General features: G+C 73.2%; 12 protein-coding genes, 2 tRNA genes and 1 pseudogene. 6 read left to right on the top strand and 9 right to left on the bottom strand.

Annotated elements, in window-relative coordinates:
* Positions 1-71: 71 nt before the first annotated feature.
* The 3 genes from ACZ4UB_RS21615 (at position 72) to ACZ4UB_RS21625 (ending at position 2,514) form a co-directional block, all read left to right on the top strand.
* On the top strand, positions 72-665 hold the full coding sequence (locus ACZ4UB_RS21615; protein WP_354382552.1) for a lytic polysaccharide monooxygenase auxiliary activity family 9 protein: 594 nt from the start codon (positions 72-74) through the stop codon (positions 663-665).
* Positions 666-691: 26 nt separating this feature from the next.
* Positions 692-2,374 carry an AMP-binding protein gene (locus ACZ4UB_RS21620; RefSeq protein ID WP_468072285.1) on the top strand — a complete coding sequence of 561 codons (1,683 nt, stop codon included), beginning with the start codon at positions 692-694 and terminating at the stop codon, positions 2,372-2,374.
* Between the two features lie 66 nt (positions 2,375-2,440).
* Positions 2,441-2,514, top strand: a tRNA-Lys gene (locus tag ACZ4UB_RS21625).
* Positions 2,515-2,610: 96 nt separating this feature from the next.
* On the opposite strand, the gene ACZ4UB_RS21630 is transcribed toward ACZ4UB_RS21625, so the two are convergent.
* Positions 2,611-3,369, bottom strand: a complete 759-nt coding sequence (locus ACZ4UB_RS21630; protein WP_468072287.1) for an IclR family transcriptional regulator — start codon at positions 3,367-3,369, stop codon at positions 2,611-2,613.
* A gap of 287 nt (positions 3,370-3,656) precedes the next feature.
* Between ACZ4UB_RS21630 and ACZ4UB_RS21635 the strand changes: the two genes are divergently transcribed.
* Positions 3,657-4,763, top strand: a complete 1,107-nt coding sequence (locus tag ACZ4UB_RS21635) for an LLM class flavin-dependent oxidoreductase (protein ID WP_468072289.1) — start codon at positions 3,657-3,659, stop codon at positions 4,761-4,763.
* 263 nt (positions 4,764-5,026) lie between these two features.
* Positions 5,027-6,739, top strand: coding sequence for a glycosyl hydrolase family 18 protein (locus tag ACZ4UB_RS21640; RefSeq protein ID WP_468072291.1), 1,713 nt, complete (start codon positions 5,027-5,029; stop codon positions 6,737-6,739).
* A 75-nt stretch (positions 6,740-6,814) separates the two neighbouring features.
* Here the strand turns inward: ACZ4UB_RS21640 and ACZ4UB_RS21645 are convergent, their stop codons facing one another.
* Positions 6,815-8,716: a putative bifunctional diguanylate cyclase/phosphodiesterase gene (locus tag ACZ4UB_RS21645; protein WP_468072293.1), complete on the bottom strand. Its 1,902-nt coding sequence runs from the start codon at positions 8,714-8,716 to the stop codon at positions 6,815-6,817.
* A 326-nt stretch (positions 8,717-9,042) separates the two neighbouring features.
* Between ACZ4UB_RS21645 and ACZ4UB_RS21650 the strand changes: the two genes are divergently transcribed.
* Positions 9,043-10,308, top strand: coding sequence for a M6 family metalloprotease domain-containing protein (locus ACZ4UB_RS21650; protein WP_468072295.1), 1,266 nt, complete (start codon positions 9,043-9,045; stop codon positions 10,306-10,308).
* A 62-nt stretch (positions 10,309-10,370) separates the two neighbouring features.
* Here the strand turns inward: ACZ4UB_RS21650 and ACZ4UB_RS21655 are convergent.
* The 7 genes and pseudogenes from ACZ4UB_RS21655 to ACZ4UB_RS21685 all read right to left on the bottom strand — a co-directional run bounded on the left by ACZ4UB_RS21655 (position 10,371) and on the right by ACZ4UB_RS21685 (position 16,629).
* A tRNA-Lys gene (locus tag ACZ4UB_RS21655) sits at positions 10,371-10,444 on the bottom strand.
* Positions 10,435-11,085 (bottom strand): bifunctional DNA primase/polymerase, encoded by a 651-nt coding sequence (locus ACZ4UB_RS21660; RefSeq protein ID WP_468072297.1) that lies wholly within the window; start codon positions 11,083-11,085, stop codon positions 10,435-10,437. The genes ACZ4UB_RS21655 and ACZ4UB_RS21660 overlap by 10 nt, the downstream gene beginning before the upstream one ends.
* A gap of 122 nt (positions 11,086-11,207) precedes the next feature.
* Positions 11,208-11,552, bottom strand: coding sequence for a hypothetical protein (locus ACZ4UB_RS21665; RefSeq protein ID WP_468072299.1), 345 nt, complete (start codon positions 11,550-11,552; stop codon positions 11,208-11,210).
* A 133-nt stretch (positions 11,553-11,685) separates the two neighbouring features.
* A complete protein-coding gene (locus tag ACZ4UB_RS21670; protein WP_468072301.1) occupies positions 11,686-13,041 on the bottom strand; it encodes an AAA domain-containing protein in 1,356 nt (451 codons plus the stop codon).
* Positions 13,038-14,625: pseudogene (locus ACZ4UB_RS21675) on the bottom strand (hypothetical protein). The gene ACZ4UB_RS21670 and the pseudogene ACZ4UB_RS21675 overlap by 4 nt, the downstream one beginning before the upstream one ends.
* Entirely contained in the window at positions 14,613-15,779 is a 1,167-nt protein-coding gene (locus tag ACZ4UB_RS21680; RefSeq protein ID WP_468072303.1) for a hypothetical protein, read from the bottom strand. The pseudogene ACZ4UB_RS21675 and the gene ACZ4UB_RS21680 overlap by 13 nt, the downstream one beginning before the upstream one ends.
* Positions 15,718-16,629, bottom strand: a complete 912-nt coding sequence (locus tag ACZ4UB_RS21685; RefSeq protein WP_468072305.1) for a phosphatase PAP2 family protein — start codon at positions 16,627-16,629, stop codon at positions 15,718-15,720. Before ACZ4UB_RS21685 ends, ACZ4UB_RS21680 begins: the two co-directional genes overlap by 62 nt.
* Between the last annotated feature and the right edge of the window lie 68 nt (positions 16,630-16,697).

A 16,697-nucleotide genomic window follows, 5' to 3' on the forward strand; every position in this document is an offset into this window, starting at 1 on the left:
GCGTGCGCACGCTCACCGAACTCCCCCCACGTTCTAGGAGCATCATGCGTCAGTCCCGCATGTCCATCCGCATGCCCAGACGGATCGGCTCCGCCGCGATCGGCCTCGGCATGATCGTCGGCGTATCCGTCCTCAGCGCCCCCACCGCGAGCAGTCACGGGTACACCGACACGCCCATCAGCCGCCAGAAGCTCTGCGCCAACAAGACCGTCGCCGACTGCGGCCCCATCCAGTGGGAACCGCAGAGCGTCGAGGGCCTCAAGGGCTTCCCGGCGGCCGGTCCCGCCGACGGCCGGATATGTTCCGCCAACCACACCGAGTTCGCGCAGCTCGACGACCCGCGCGGCGGCACCTGGCCGACGACGAAGATCACCAGCGGCGCGCCCTACGACTTCCGGTGGCAGTTCACGGCGAACCACTCCACCACCGACTTCCGCTACTACGTCACCAAGAACGGATGGGACCCGACCAAGCCGCTCACCAGGGCCTCGCTCGACCCGCAGCCCTTCCTCACGGTCGCCTACAACGGCGCCCGCCCCGCCATGACCACCATCCACCACGGCACGCTGCCCAGCGGCAAGACGGGCCGGCACATGATCCTGGCGGTGTGGACGGTCAACGACACCGCCAACGCCTTCTACTCCTGCTCCGACGTTCAGTTCTGACGTAGCGTCAGCTACGCTCCGGCCGCATGCGCAGGACGACGACACCAGGGACCGTCGCGGAGCTCGTGGCGCGCCAGTGGGGCGATCACCGGCCCGGGCTGAGGTACGGCGACGCCGTCCTCAGCCACCACCGGAGCGCCGCCGAGAGCGCCGCGCGCGCGGCGCTGCTCGTCGACCTGCTCCCGCCGGGGGAGCCGCCGCACGTGGGGGTGCTGCTCGACAACACCCCCGAGTTCCCGTTCTGGCTCGGCGCGGCGGCCCTGGCCGGGGCCGCCGTCGCCGGGATCAACCCCACGCGGCGCGGCCCCGAGCTGGCCCGCGACATCCTGCACACCGACTGCCGGATCCTGGTCACCGAGCGGGCCCACCTGCCGCTGCTGGAGGGCCTCGACCTGCCCGGCGTGCGGATCCTGGTGACCGACGACGACGGGGAGTACGCCGCCCTGCTCGCCCCCTACGCCGGCGCCGGGCCGGGGGACGCCGTGCTCCGGCCCGCCGGCCCGGGGCCCGGCGACCGGCTGCTCCTCTACTTCACCTCCGGGTCCACCGGCGCCCCCAAGGCGGCGATCTGCACCCAGGGGCGGCTCGCCGCCGCCGGTGCGGCGCTGGTGCGGCAGTTCTCGGTCACGCCCGACGACGTCCACTACATCTGCATGCCGATGTTCCACGGCAACGCCGTCATCGCCGACTGGCTCCCGGCGCTGGCCGGGGGCGCCTCGGTGGCGCTGCGCCGCCGCTTCTCGGCCTCCGCGTTCCTGGACGACGTACGGACCTACGGAGCGACGTACTTCACCTACGTCGGGCGGGCCGTCCAGTACCTCCTGGCCACCGAGCCGCGCCCCGACGACCGGGACAATCCCCTGCGCCTCGGCTTCGGCACCGAGGCCGGGGCGGTGGACGCGGCCCGCTTCGCCGAGCGCTTCGGGGTCCGCCTCGTCGAGGGCTACGGCGCCACGGAGGGCGGCGCCTCCGTGCAGCGCACCGCGGACACCCCCGCGGGCGCCCTGGGCCGGGCGGGCGCGGGGGACGACCTGGCGGTGATCGACCCGGCGACGGGCGCCGAGTGCCCGCCGGCCGACTTCGACGCCGGGGGCCGCCTGACGAACGGCGCCGAGGCCATAGGAGAGCTGGTCAACCGGGGCCGCAGCCTCTTCGAGGGGTACTGGCGCAATCCCGACGCGGAGGCGGCCCGCACCCGCGACGGCTGGTACTGGACCGGGGACCTCTTCTTCCGCGACCGGGCCGGCTTCCTCTACTTCGCCGGACGCACGGACGACCGGCTGCGGGTCGACAGCGAGAACCTGGCCGCCGCGATGATCGAGAACATCCTGGCCCGGTGGGAGGACGCGGCGGCCGTCGCGGTCTACGCGGTCCCGGACGAGGTGGCCGGGGACCAGGTGATGGCCGCGCTCGCGCTCAGGTCGGGGGCCGTCTTCGATCCGGGGGCCTTCGAGGCGTTCCTCGCTGCGCAGCCGGACCTGGGCACGAAGATGGCGCCGCGCTACGTGCGGGTGGTGGCGGCCATGCCCGTGACCGCGACGAACAAGGTGCACCGGGTGGGCCTGCGCCGGGCCGGCTTCCTCACGCCGGATCCGGTCTGGTGGCGCCCGGCCGGGGAGGCGGGCTACCGGCCGCTGTCGGCGGCGGACGTGTCCGCGCTCCTGGCGTCCTACGCGGCCCAGTCCCGCGCGGAGCTGCTGGAGCGCTGACCCGGGCGGTCGGAGAAATGGTGGTCGCGAGCACCCCCGGGGACCAGGTAATATTTTCTTTGTCAGGCGCCGCTAGCTCAGTTGGTTAGAGCAGCTGACTCTTAATCAGCGGGTCCGGGGTTCGAGTCCCTGGCGGCGCACCTGTACTTCGGGCGGTTTCCGGTTCACCGGGAACCGCCCGAAGTGTTTTCGGCCCCGCAGGCCCCGTAGACCCCGTCGATCCGGTCGATCCCGGCCTACAGCGTGAGCGACAGCAGCAGCGGCGCGGCCTTGCGGTTCAGCGCCTCGGCCGCGGCCCGCAGTCGGTGCGCGTGTTCCACCGGCATCGACAGCGCCAGGCAGCCCACGGCCGATCCGGCGGTGATCGGAACCGCCGCGCACACCGTGCCCACCGCGTATTCCTGCAGGTCGAGCACCGGCACCGTGGCCGGCTGGCTGTCCAGCTTCGAGAAGAGGATCTGCTCGTTCGTGATCGTCTTCGACGTCAGCCGGGCGATCTTGTGCCGCGACAGGTGGTCGCGGCGGCCGTTCTGGTCCAGCTGCGTCAGCAGGCACTTGCCGACCGCGCTCGCGTGCGCGGCGGAGCGGAAGTCGACCCACTCGTGCACCTTGGGGGTGCGGGGACTGTCCGCGAACTGCGTGATGCTGACCTCGCCGTCCACGTACCGGCTGATGTAGACCGCCGCCCCCACCGAGTCGCGCAGCCGGTCCAGGGTCTCCTGGAGCTTGTCCTGCAGGGCCTGCTGGCGGTCGACGCCGGAGCCGAGCAGGACGAGCGAGTCGCCTATCGCGTACGCGCCGTCGGACACCTGGAGCACGTACCCCTCGCGGCGCAGCATGAGGAGCATCGGAGCGAGGTGGGCCGCGGGCAGCCCCGTCTCACGGGCGATCTGTACGTCCGTCACACCGCCGGAGTGCCGTGCGATGGTTTCGAGTACGCGCAGTGCGTACTGCACCGAGTGGAACGGCGCGGTCGGCTCGGGCTTCAGCGCCACGGTTTCCCCCTAGCAGGTTGTTACCGCTTGCTCTCACACGATAGCCACGAAGGAGCCCGCACGGGGCGCCTGTTGAAGAACTTGATGGCTCAATCATGTCCTTCCGCCAGTGGCTACTCCGGCGGCATATGCCAAGGTCAACCACCCTGTCCCGGTGTGCCGGGAATGCCCCGGGCGCGGGCGCTGTTCGACCCCTTCGTACGGCCGCGTCACGGACCGATCACGACCGTGGCGCGAACACGACGCGTGGCCGGACGAGGCCGCCGAGGGACGACAGAGGAGCGAAGATGGCTGACACGGGGGACGCGATGGGCGCGGCGGACGCGATCCACGGGAGCGTCCACGGCTCGGCGCCGGTACCGCTGTCCGTACTGGATCTGGTCACCGTCGGCGCGGGCAGCACCGCGCACGCCTCGCTGCGGACCAGCGTGGAGATCGCCCGGCTCGCCGAGGCGCGCGGCTACCACCGCCACTGGGTGGCCGAACACCACTCCATGCCCGGGGTCGCCAGCTCCTCCCCGGCCGTGATCCTGGCGCACCTGGCCGCCCACACCTCCCGCATCCGGCTCGGCTCCGGCGGGGTCATGCTGCCCAACCACGCGCCGCTCGCGATCGCCGAGCAGTTCGGCACCCTGGAGGCGCTCGCGCCGGGGCGGATCGACCTGGGCCTCGGCCGTGCGCCCGGCACCGACGGGCGCACCGCGACGGCGCTGCGCGGCGGCGGCCGGCTCGACGAGGGGGCCGAGGACTTCCCGCGCCAGCTCGCGGAGCTGACCCGCTTCCTCGACGACGACTTCCCCGACGGGCACCCCTACGCCCGGGTGCACGCCGTGCCCGGGCCGGTGCAGGGCCCGACCGCGCGGCCGCCGCTGTGGCTGCTGGGCTCCTCCGGCTTCAGCGCGGCCCTCGCCGGGCAGCTCGGGCTGCCCTTCGCCTACGCCCACCACTTCTCCGCGGCGGGCACGATCCCCGCGCTGGACCTGTACCGGCAGAGCTTCCGGCCCTCGGCGGTGCTGGCCGAGCCGTACGCGCTGATCGGGGTGTCGGCGCTGGCCGCCGACACCGAGGAGGCCGCCCGGGCGCAGGTGCTCACGGGCGCGCTGTCGATGCTGCGGCTGCGCAGCGGCCGGCCCGGCCTGGTGCCGACGCCCGAGGAGGCGGCGGCGTACGACTTCGGCGCCCTGGAGCGGGAGTTCGTCGACAGCTGGCTCGCGAACGTCGTGTACGGCACCCCGGACGTGGTGCGCGAGGGGCTGGACGCCCTGGTGAAGCGGACGGGTGCGGACGAGCTGATGCTGACCGCGACCGGGCACGGCGGGGCCGCCCGGTTGCGTTCGTACGGGCTCGTCGCAGATGCGTACGGCATGCCCGGGGAGGGCGCCGGACCTGCCTGAGTGCGCCCGACCGGGGTTTGGTTGGTTTGTTGCCAAAACCTTGCACGGAGATGGCCTAAGGGGGCCTTAAACCGCTCGTCACCGGGGTGACGGGCGGTTTCTTTTGCGCCGTCAGGTCTCTGACGAGCGGGTTTACCGCCTGAGTGGTCTAGTCCTTGTTTGGTCCAAACCATTGACGCGGAGTTGAAGTGATCGCTATCACTTCTCTCACCTACAGCGTTGCGACCTCCCCCCGAACCTCCCCCCGCCTCCGGAGGCCCCCCATGCACATCCGTAAACCCCTCGTAGCGGCGGCCACCACGGCCGCCCTCGCCGCCGGGGTGCTCGCCACCTTCGCCGGCCTCGGCACCGCGCAGGCCGCGGACTCCTCGACGACCGCCGCGGCCGCCGGTGGTGGCGTCAAGATCGCCTACTACGACCAGTGGAGCGTGTACGGGAACGCCTTCTACCCGAAGCAGCTCGACACCCGGGGGATCGCCGGCAAGCTGGACGTCCTGAACTACTCGTTCGGCAACATCCACCCCACCAACCTCACCTGTTTCGAGGCGAACAAGGCGGCGGGCGACGACAACAACGCCAACGCCGGTGACGGCGCCGGGGACTCCTACGCCGACTACCAGAAGTCCTTCAGCGCGGCCGACAGCGTCAGCGGCGTCGCCGACAAGTGGGACCAGCCGATCGTCGGCGTGATGAACCAGTTCAAGCAGCTGAAGGCGAAGTACCCGCACCTCAAGATCAACATATCGATCGGCGGCTGGACCTACTCCAAGTACTTCCACGACGCGGCGCTCACCGACGCCAGCCGGAAGAAGTTCGTCTCCTCCTGCATCGACCAGTACATCAAGGGCAACCTGCCGGTCGAGGGCGGCTACGGCGGCGCCGGCAGCGCGGCCGGGATCTTCGACGGCATCGACATCGACTGGGAGTACCCCGGTTCCACCGGCGGCCACCTGGGCAACCACACCGGCCCCGAGGACAAGGCCAACTACACGCTCCTGCTGAAGGAGTTCCGCGAGCAGCTCGACGCCTACGGCGCGGCCAACGGCGGCAAGAAGTACCTGCTGACCTCGGCCCTCCCGGCGGGCCAGGACAAGATCAAGTACATCGAGACGGACAAGATCGGCGCGTACCTCGACTACGCGAACATCATGACCTACGACATGCACGGCGCCTGGGACGGCGACGGGCCCACCTACCACCAGTCACCGCTGCTGAACTCGGCCGCCGACCCGACCGACCCGATCGCGCCGGGCACCCAGAAGTACGGCATCAAGAACGCCATCGACTCCTGGATCGACGGCAACGCGGCCTACGGCATCGCGGGCGGCTTCCCCGCCAACAAGCTGACCCTGGGCTACGAGTTCTACTACCGCGGTTGGAAGGGCGTACCGGCCGGCACCACCAACGGCCTCGCCCAGACCGCGACCGGCCCCTCGGCCGCCCGGCCCACCAGCCAGCAGGCGGGCATCGCCAACTACAAGGAGCTGGGCGGGATCGTCGACAACCCGGCCACCACCTTCTGGGACGACCAGGCCAAGGCCTCCTACTTCTACAAGGACGGCGAGTTCTTCACCGGCCTGAACCAGAAGTCCATCCAGGCCCGGGTCGACTACGGCAAGCAGCGCGGCCTGGCCGGCGCGATGATGTACTCCCTGCTCGGCCTGGACGACAAGACCACCCTGCTGAACCAGATCTCGGACGCCCTCGGCGGCACCACCCAGCCGCCGACCACCCCGCCGACGACGCCTCCCACGACCCCGCCGACCACGCCCCCGACCACCCCGCCGACCACGCCTCCCACCACCCCGCCCGCGGGTTGCGGAGCGGTCGCGGCCTACGTCGGCGGCACCGTCTACACCGGTGGCCAGCAGGTCTCCTACAACGGCCACAAGTGGCAGGCCCAGTGGTGGACGCAGAACGAGGTGCCCGGCACCACCGGTGAGTGGGGTGTCTGGAAGGACCTCGGCGCCTGCTGATCCCCCCACCCCGCGCCGAGCGAGCGCCGCCCCCGACCCCGCCAGGGTCGGGGGCGGCGGTGTGCGCCGGCGGTTTCAGCGGGCGAGGTCCTGCGGGCGGGCGCTGATCATCTCGGCGATCCGCTCCGGGGCCACCGCGCGGGAGTACAGCCAGCCCTGGCCGGTGTCGCAGCCCACCCGGCGCAGCCGGGCCGCCTGGCCCGCGGTCTCCACGCACTCGGCCGTCACCGTCAGGCCCAGCCGGTGCGCGAGCTGCACCAGGGCCTCGACGATGGTCTCGTCGGCCGGGTTCGGGTGGGCCCCCTCCTCGTAGCGGAAGCCGCGCACGAAGGAGCCGTCCAGTTTCAGCACCGAGACCGGCAGCCGGGACAGGTAGGCCAGGTTCGAGTAGCCCGTGCCGAAGTCGTCGATGGCGATCCGCACGCCCATGTCGCTGAGCGCCTGCAGGGCCTGGAGCGGCCGGCCCGCCGAGCCCATCACCGCCGACTCGGTCAGCTCCAGCTGGAGCAGCTGCGGCGCGAGCCCGGTCTCCGCCAGGATCTCCGCCACGTCACCGACCAGGTCCGAGTCCCACACCTGACGCACCGCGACGTTCACGGAGACGAAGACCGGCGCGTCACTGGGGTGTTCGATCTGCCAGCGGCGCGCCTGGCGGCAGGCGGTCCGCAGCACCCACTGCCCCAACTGCACGATGGAGCCGTCCTCTTCGGCGATCCCGATGAACCGATTCGGCGTGAGCGTCCCGAACTGCGGGTGGTTCCAGCGCACCAGGGCCTCCACCCCCCGCACCACCCCGCTCTCCAGGTCCACCAGCGGCTGGTACTCCAGCACGAACTCGTCCCGCTCCACGGCCGGCCGCAGCGTGGAGGACAGGGCCTGGCGGGTCATCCGGTGGGCGTTGCGCTCGGGGTCGAAGAGCGTCCAGCGGGCCTTGCCGTCCTCCTTCGCCCAGTAGAGCGTGGTGTCGGCCGCCTGCATGAGGGCCGTCGCCGAGGTGCCGGCCGTCACCCGCTCCACCACGCCGATGGACGCGGAGACCGACAGTCGCTGCCCGGCCAGGTCGAAGGGCTCCTGTACGGCCGCCAGCGCGGACCGGGCCAGGTCCGCGAGCTGTTCGGTGCCGGTGGAGTCCTCCACGAGCAGCGCGAACTCGTCGCCGCCGAGCCGCGCGACCAGGTGACCGCCCGTACGCCCGTAGCCGGACTGGTCCGCGCAGTGGGTGAGCCGGGCCGCGACGGCGGTCAGCAGTCGGTCGCCCACCCGGTGGCCCAGGGTGTCGTTGACCGCCTTGAACCCGTCGAGGTCGAGGTAGCACAGGCCGATCCGGCCGGTCCCGCCCCGCTCGTAGGACGGGGTCTCCAGGGCGGCCGACAAGCGTTCGAAGAAGAGCGCCCGGTTGGGCAGCCGGGTGACCGGGTCGTGCATCTGCAGGTGGCGCAGCCGGGCCTGGAGGTCGCGCCGGTCGCTGATGTCGGCGACCGAGAGCAGGACGTCGCCGGTCCCGGGCACCGGCCCCAGCGTGATCTCGGTCCACAGGGAGTGCCCGTCGGGGTGTTTGAGCCGGCGGGTGCAGCGCAGTCGGGCCCGCCGGCCGCGCAGCACCTCGCGGTAGGCCTGCCAGGTGCGGGCCTCGGCGGCCAGGTCCACCAGGTCGGCCGCGTTCTGCCCGTCGAGGGCGTGCGGCTCGGTGCCCAGCAGCCCGGCGAGGGCCGCGTTGGCGTTGACGACGAAGCCGTCCCGGTCGACGACGGCCATCGCGAGGTGGGCCGCGTTGAACGCGGCCCGGTAGTCGCGCAGTTCGGACTCGCGCAGTTCGGACTCGCGTGGTTCGGACTCGCGCACCGCGGTCCGTCCCGCCGTCGGCCGGCCGGAGGTGCCCGAGGGCGTCGACGCGGCCGGAACGGCCGGGTGACGCTCCGTAGTGGTCGGGCGGATGCTGTCGGCCGCCGAACCGGTTCCTTCTGAGGTTCCGCTCACCGTTGGCTCCCGCAGTGCTCGTGGTCTCCGCGCAGGAAAGTGTGCCGATCATAGAGGTTGCCGGGAGGCCCTATCCAGCGGCGGCGCCGTGCGGAGCCCGCCGGGTCGGCGTGCTGACGGTGTGTCGGCCCTTCGTCGCTCGATCGTTTCCGCACACCTGTGAGCGCGCGGAGTCCGCGCCTGACCTCAGCTGATCATTCGTGACGTTCTGTAGGCACAGCTGGATATGCGCGTAAAGCGCCGGGGTCACCGGGATGCCGGACCGCTCACTCGTGTGGGGCACCGGAACAGGACATTAGTAAGACAATCGCCGCAAGGTGGGTGGGATGTTACGAAATCCACCACCGGAGGTCGATGTGCCGCTGCAGCAGACACCCGGGGGAGTGGAGCGCTACCGCGTGCGCAGTGCCGCGGCCGCCCTCACCTCCCTCGCGGCCATCGCCGCGATCTCGCTCGTGGCGGGTCCGGCGGTGGCCGATCCCGGGTCCGGGCCGTGCGAGCTGACCCGCACGCAGGCGCACCACTCGCTGGGCCTGGACACCTGGAACGGTGCCTACCCCAAGCCGGAACGTTCCCTCAACGCCCTGATGGTCTTCCTGTCCTTCCCGGACTCGCGGCCCTCCACCACCCCCGAGCAGCTGACCGGCGACTACTTCCCGGCCACCAGCGACTTCTTCGAGCGGGCTTCCTACGGCCGCTTCCGGCTCGTCCCGCACCCCCAGCGGCAGTGGATGCGGATGCCCAAGCCCTCCACCGCCTACGGGATACAGCGCGACTGGGCCCCCGAGTCCCGGGCGGCGTACCTGCGCGACGCGGTCGCCACCGCCGACCCGGCGGTCGACTTCAGCAAGTACGACATCGTGTACTTCGTCGCCGACCCGGACGCGCCCGGGGTGGACTCCGACGCCACCAAGGTCGTCAACTTCGACCGGCCGCTGCGCGCCGACGGCACCGACCTGCGGCGGATCGTCACCGTCTTCGAGAAGCACCCCCCGGACCGCAACGTCCTGGCGCACGAGACCGGGCACGTCTTCGACCTGCCCGACCTCTACCACCGGCCGACCGACGGCAAGGGGGACTGGGACACCTACGTCGGGGACTGGGACGTGATGGGCAGCCAGTTCGGCATGGCCCCGGACCTCTTCGCCTGGCACAAGTGGAAGCTGGGCTGGCTCGGCCGCGGCCAGGTCGACTGCGTGCGCGGCGGCACCTCGCTGCACACCCTCCAACCGCTGGGCCAGGCCCCGCAGCGCGGCGGATCGGTCGGGACCCGGCTCGCGGTGGTCCGTACGGGCCCCGGCAGCGCGATCGCCATCGAGGCCCGGGGCTCCGCGGGCAACGACGGGGACACCTGCACCGAGGGCGTCCTGGTCTACCGGGTGCGCAACGAGCCCGCGTCCGGCGGCGGCCCGATCGAGGTGCTGGACGGCCACCCCGACTCCGGCGCCTGCTGGGGACGCTCGGTCTACCCGCCGCTCGCGGACGCGCCGCTGGAGGTCGGGGAGACCTTCACCGTGCCGGGGGAGCGGATCACCATCGAGGTGGCCGACCGCACCCAGTCGGGCGCGTACACGGTGAAGATCACCAGCTAGCTGGTACCGGGCGCCGGAACACGAAGAAGGCCCCCACTCGCGTGGGGGCCTTCCTCCGTCTGTGCGCCGCCAGGGACTCGAACCCCGGACCCGCTGATTAAGAGTCAGCTGCTCTAACCAACTGAGCTAGCGGCGCTTGCTGACGTCGTAGACATTAGCATCCGGACCGGCGGAAGGAAAAATCGATATCCGCAGGTCCGGTGCGCCCGCGGTGGCGGCGCCGGCCCCGCCGCCGGTGCGGGCGGCCCGGACGCAGGCCCACAGCAGGGCCTCCGGCCCCGGCAGCCACGGCAGCCGGGCGTCCGGAGCCACCACCCAGCGCGAGTGGCCCGGCGCGGCCCCGGGCGCGGCGCTCAGCGCCGGTACGGTCACGGCGTCCCCCCGGCCGTGGCAGAGCGGGGCGGGCAGCCGCCCCTGGGCCGCGCCGTGGGCCTCGCCCCACTCCTCCCAGTCGAGCAGCGCGGGCAGCCGCTGGGCCGTGCCGGGGGTCGCGAACAGCAGCATCCGGCCGCGGTGCACGGCCACCGGCCCGCAGCCCGGACCCTCGGCCCACAGCAGGTCCAGCATCCGGCGCCCGAAGACCGCGGGGACGTTGACCACGTCGAAGGCGGTGCCGCACGGCAGCACCGCGGGGGCCGTGGGGCGGTCCTGCCACAGCGCGAGGGTGCTGCGCGGGTAGGGCGAGGCGGAGGCGAGCCACGCGGCGCCCTGCGGGGTGACGTGGGTCGCGGGTCCGTGGAGGGCGGGGCAGCCGGTAGCCGTCGTCATCGTGGTCATGCGGCAGGTCTACCGGCCGTAGCGCCCCGGTTCCGCGGAGTTACGGGAAACCCGGACAGCGCCGGGTGCGCTGGGGTATCTTGCGCTGCGCATATGCCGGAACAGGTGTGCGGGCGGCCGCGTCAGTGGCTCTCCGCACCGCCCCGCAGCAGGCCCTCGCCGAAGTCGATCATCTTCTCGGCGTAGTCCTCGGACCACTGCGCGGACTCGCCGATGGCCGCCGGCGAGAGCCGGTCGAACCGGCGCGGGTCCGCCAGCTGGGCGGCCGCCATGGCCTGGAACTCGACCGCCCGGTCCTGCGCCGCCCGGAAGGCGAGCGCGAGTTCGGTGGCGCGGGCCAGCAGCTCGCGCGGGTCCTCGATGGATTCGAGATCGAAGAAGTGCTCCGGATCCGTGGCCGCGTCCGAGGGCTCGAAGAGCAGCGGTGCGGGCCGCAGCCTCCGCTCGGTGCGCTCGGGCTCTGCCATGCGTGTCCTCCTGCTTCGCGGACGAATTCCTTCCGGGCCACCGTCCATTGTCCAGCGCCGCGCAAGCCCGCCCCAAGGGGCCCCGCGACGCTGGAACGCGTGTACGACCTCTCCCGCGTGTCGGGTGCCGTGGCTACGGCTTCCAGGCGACCCGGTGCTCCGAAAGGTGCGCCAGGACGGAGTGGTTGGCCTCCCACCCGTCCGGGAACTTCATGGTCACGCCGAGCTGGACCGGTTCCGTCGAGGGGTGGTCGTCCAGCAGGCGCGCTATGCCCGCGCGGGCCACCACCACGCAGGCGTGCCGGTGGCGGGAGGCCAGGACGCACAGTCGGCCCGTCTCCAGGTGGAAGGCCGTCGCGTCCGGGCGGCCCGACAGGGGGTGCAGGACCACCGTGAGGTCGTACTCGCGGCCCTGGAGCCGGTTGGCGGTGTCCACCGTCACCCCGGTGACCCCCAGTCCGGCCAGGGCCGCGCGGATCGCCGCGGCCTGGTCGCGGTGGGCCGTGCCGACCGCGATCCGGTCCGCGGTCAGCGGCGCCGGACCCGGGCCGCGCTCGTCCGTGGTCACCGTGCCCCGGTCCAGCGCCCGCCGGACCACCAGGGCCACCGCCCCCACCGCCTCCGGGTCGGTGCGCGGGGTGTGCCGGGCCGGCAGCTCCAACAGGCCCCACCCGGACTCGGCGGCCTCGTCCAGGACCCGGTCCGGACCCGACCCGTCCGAGGGCACGCCGTACGAGAGCCGCCGCTCCCCGTGGTCCGTACCGCTGCGGAAGCGGGCGTACGGGTAGAACGCGCGGGAGACCAGCGGCGCGGCCGACGCCGGGAGCCGCCAGGACACCGGCAGTCGGTGCTGCGGCAGCTGCGGGTTGTGCGCGAGCAGGGTGGAGACCGCCGAGGCGGACGGGTCGTAGGACAGGCCCGCCCACTGCTCGGCGCCGACCACGCTGAAGGGGTCGAGCTGGCCCGGATCGCCCACGAACAGCGCCCGTTCGAAGAGGCCGGCCACGGCCAGCAGCGCGTCGGAGCGCATCTGGTACGCCTCGTCCACGATCGCGTGCTCCCACGGCTCCACGTTCTGGGTGTGGGCCCACTTCGCGGCCGTCGAGATGACGACCGGCAGCTCGGCCAGGTCGCCCGCCTTCGCCGAGAGCGTCACCGACGGCAGCTCCAGCAGCGCCTTGTCGTAGGCGTCGCCGTCACTGCTGTGCAGCCGCCCCACCCGTAGCTCCGGGTCCTTCTCGGCGAGCCGCAGCACCAGGTCGTCCACCTGGGCGTTGGTCTGCGCCACGATCATCATCCGGCGCCCCGCCGCGGCGAGCTCCCGGGCCGCCCGCACCACCAGGGTGGACTTCCCGGCCCCGGGCGGGGAATCGACGACCACGCCCCGCTCGGCGCCGTGCAGGGTGTCGTGCAGGATCGCCTCGGTGGCCCGTGCGGCGGCGGCGCCCGGGTCGGAATCCGACGGGGGCGCGGACAGGATCGTGGTCACAGGATGTCCTCGTCGGTCACGGCGTCGGGCTGCGGCGCCGTGGCGGAGCCCGCGGAGCCGGGCGGTCCGCCGTGCGTCCACGGCGTGTTCTCCGGGTCGGGCAGCTTCGGCCCGCCCCGCGCGTCGTGCTCGAAGAGCGTCCAGCACACCCGGTCGCCCTTGCCCGGCACCGAGCCGGCGTCCGGCTCCTTGCCGCGGCCCATCTTGTCCAGCAACCGCAGCACCAGCAGCCCGTCCTCCTTGGGCCCGGCGTAGCCCACGAACTCGGCCGACTGCGGACGCCCGTCCAGCGCGCGGTACACCTTCGCCCGGCCGCCGTCCTCGGGCAGCTGCGGCCGGTCCTCCGTCGCCACCGTCACCAGCGGGCGGGGACTGGGCCGCTTGGACTGCGTCCACTCCATGACCACCTCGGTGACCTCGCCCGCGAAGGCCTCGCCCGCGAGCCGCCGCCCCGCCATCACCAGCGGGTCGTCCAGCGCCTCCTGGGCGTCCACCCGGACCTGCTCGGTCTCGCGGGTGGCCAACTTCTGCGCCGCCGTCACCGCGTCGTCACGACGGGGCTGCGGAGGCTCGCCCGCCCGGACCCGGTCCCGGTGGCCGGTGAAGGACCAGCGGTCACGGGTCCAGCGCTGTTCGACGTACGCGCCCTCGGGCAGCCCGTGCAGCAGGTCCAGGGACCGCCACACCGCGTCCCAGGTCGGCCGCAGCTGCGACTCGACCAGCCGGTGCACCTCGCGGCCGGCCCGCTCCACCGCCTCCTCGGAGCGCGGATCGGCGCCGCGGGCCGCGTCGAAGCGGCTCATGGCGGGGGCCAGCAGCCGGTTGTCGAAGGCCGGGTCGGTGGCCGGCCCCGCCGGGGGGACGAGCAACTGACCGTCCCGGTCCCGGCCCAGCTCCGCGCGCAACGCGGCCGCCGCGCCGGATTCCCCCGCCGGCGGGTCCATCCAGGCCAGCAGCGCGCCCAGGTGCTGGTCCTCCAGGTTGCTCTGGCCGCTCGCCCAGTGCCGGGAGCAGCTCCGTCGCGGACAGCAGCATCGAGGAGCCCGGCACCCGGGAGCGCTCCGCGAGATGGGTGAACCAGCGGCCGAGCAGCGGCACCAGCGGCGGCGCGGGGTAGGGGGCGTCCGGATCCTCCTCGGCCGTCCGCCGGAACCGCATCGAGCGCCCCAGCAGCCGGACGTACTCGATGCCCGCCCGGCTCGGCACGATCAGCTGCGGCGCGTCCGCGCACAGCTCGGCGACCACCTTGACCTTCTGGCCGCTCGTGGGGTCCGTCTCGGTCCGCTCGACCGCCTCGACCTCGTCCGCGTACCCGTCGAGGTACGGCACCACCTCGTCCGCCAGCGCGGCGAGGAACCGCCAGCGCAGGTCCCGGTCGCGCGGCTGCGTCACGACGAGCAGCCGCGGCCGCTCCCGGTCGGTGCCCACCAGCGCGCCCAGTGGGGCTCCCGCCTCGCCCGCCGTGGTCAGCGGGACGAACACCAGCGGGCGGGCGCCCAGGTGCCGGTGCCGGACGGTGGCCAGGGGCTGCGCGCGCCCCGCGCGGACGGCCTGGAGCCGGGCCAGTGTGCTCAGCAGGGGCATGCGACGGCCTCCGGAAGCGGGTCCGAGCGGACGGCGGAGAATTCCAGGGCCTCGGCGCGCAGCCGGGCCGCCCGGTACAGCGCCTCGGCGGTCGGATCGCCGGGCGCGCCCGCTCCGGCGGCGGCCGCCAGCGCGGCGCCGACCGTGGTCAGCGCCCCCAGCTCGCCCCGGACGGAGCGGCCGAGCGCGCCCGCCGCGTCGGCCGCGCGGGACCGCTCCCGGCAGTGGAAGGCCAGCTCGCAGGAGGCCAGGCACTCGGGGGCGTAGGCGGCCTCGACCGCCTCGACCGCCTCGGTCAGCTCGTCGGCGGGCCGGGCCGGGTCGAAGCTCAGCCCCTCGGGCAGCTCCGCGGCCAGCTCCTCGATCCGGGTGAGCCGGGCCAGCTGGCGCGCCGTCACCGAGCGCTGCTTGCGGATGTCGAGGACCGCCGCGGTGGGCAGGTTGGAGAAGTCCTTGGGACAGACCAGCAGGGCCGCGTGCGCGACGGTGGCGCCCGTCAGCACGGCGGCGATCCGCTCCAGGGCCAGCACGTAGACCGCGGACTGGCGGGCCGCGGCGCCGGCCTTCGCCGCGTCCGCCGTCCCGTCGATCATCGGGAAGGACTTGATCTCGACGACGCTCCAGCGTCCGTCGGGATGCACCACGACGGCGTCGGGCTCCAGGTAGGCGGGGGAGCCGGCGACCTCCAGCGCGAGCATCGGATGGTCGAGCAGGGTCCAGGCGCCCGCCGCCGTCGCCTCGCGCAGCGCCAGCGCGGTCCGCGCGGCGCGGCCCTCGGGGCCGGCCGCGGTCAGGTCGGGGACGAGGGCGCCCCGGGTCGGCGCCTCGGCCCCGGCGCCCAGGTGCGCGTGCACCAGGCGCAGCAGCTCGGCGCCGCCGTCGCCCTTGACCTTGGCCTCGAAGGAGTTGCCGCGGATCATCGCGAACTGGGACTGCCCGAAGGCGGCCGGCGAGCCGAGCGCCGAGGCCAGCGCGGTCTTGTCCACCCCGGCGCCGTCCAACAGCGCCCGTCTGCCGCAGCCGGGGTTGGCGGCGAGGGCCGCCAGCGCCCGGGCGTCGAGCGGGCGTGGCGGCACGGCGGGGCCGCGCAGATCAGCGAGCCGTTGCCGGAGCGTCGTCGGCTGCGGGGGGCCGCTGGGCGGGAAGGAGCTCACCCGCGGAAGTCTCCCATCCGCCACTGACAATCGTGGACTTACGGCGGAAACCGGCTCCCGGGGCGGTGGCGGTCGAGTCGGGGACGGCGGAAGTGGCGGGAGTGGCGGCCCCGGCGGCGGACCGGCGTGCGGCGAGCCGCTCCACGCCCAGCGCGATCAGGAAGCCGACGCCCATGACGCCCGCTCCGGCGACGGCGTCGAGGAAGTAGTGGTTGGCGGTGCCCATCACGACGAGGGTGGTCAGCAGCGGGTACGCCGCGCCCAGCGCCCGCAGCAGCGGGTGGCGCCCGTGGCGCCACAGCAGCACCCCGCACCACAGCGCCCAGCCGACGTGCAGGCTCGGCATCGCCGCGTACTGGTTGGTGAAGGAGCCGAGCCCGCGCGGCGCGCTGGCCTCGGCGCCCCACCAGCCGTACGCGCTGTACTGGGCCATGGTGTCGGTGAACCCGTGGGCGAGGTGGAGCAGCCGCGGCGGGCAGGTGGGCATCAGGGCGAAGCCGACGAGCCCGAGCAGGGTGGAGGAGACCAGCCAGGTCCGAGCGGTGCGGTAGCGCTCGGGGCGCCGGTGGTAGACCCAGATGAGGACGGCCGGGGTGACCAGGTAGTGCAGGGACGCGTAGACGAAGTCGGCGGGTATGCCGAGCCACGCGTGGGCGCTGAAGAGCCGGTTGAGCGGGCTCTCGAAGTCGATGGACAGGCCGCGCTCGAAACGCAGGATCGCGAGGCCGTGGTCGACGGCGAGCTGCACGTCGCCCCGGGCCAGGAGCCGGCCGCCCGAATAGGCGCCGTACACGAGGCCCAGGAGCAGCAGTTCGGCCCACCATCGAGTGGGCCGTCGCCAATTAGTCATACGGTGTAAGACGCGGATGAGCGCCGGGAGGTTGCCTGGCGTTCGCGTGATGGATGATTACCTGAAGA

It is taken from the genome of Streptomyces sp. NPDC028419 (assembly GCF_055565515.1).

Coding starts and splice junctions, on each gene's coding strand:
- ACZ4UB_RS21620 (WP_468072285.1), top strand. CDS start 692: ATGCGCAGGACGACGACACCAGGGACCGTCGCGGAGCTCGTGGCGCGC.
- ACZ4UB_RS21615 (WP_354382552.1), top strand. CDS start 72: ATGCCCAGACGGATCGGCTCCGCCGCGATCGGCCTCGGCATGATCGTC.
- ACZ4UB_RS21640 (WP_468072291.1), top strand. CDS start 5,027: ATGCACATCCGTAAACCCCTCGTAGCGGCGGCCACCACGGCCGCCCTC.
- ACZ4UB_RS21635 (WP_468072289.1), top strand. CDS start 3,657: ATGGCTGACACGGGGGACGCGATGGGCGCGGCGGACGCGATCCACGGG.
- ACZ4UB_RS21650 (WP_468072295.1), top strand. CDS start 9,043: ATGTTACGAAATCCACCACCGGAGGTCGATGTGCCGCTGCAGCAGACA.
- ACZ4UB_RS21665 (WP_468072299.1), bottom strand. CDS start 11,552: ATGGCAGAGCCCGAGCGCACCGAGCGGAGGCTGCGGCCCGCACCGCTG.
- ACZ4UB_RS21685 (WP_468072305.1), bottom strand. CDS start 16,629: ATGACTAATTGGCGACGGCCCACTCGATGGTGGGCCGAACTGCTGCTC.
- ACZ4UB_RS21660 (WP_468072297.1), bottom strand. CDS start 11,085: ATGACCACGATGACGACGGCTACCGGCTGCCCCGCCCTCCACGGACCC.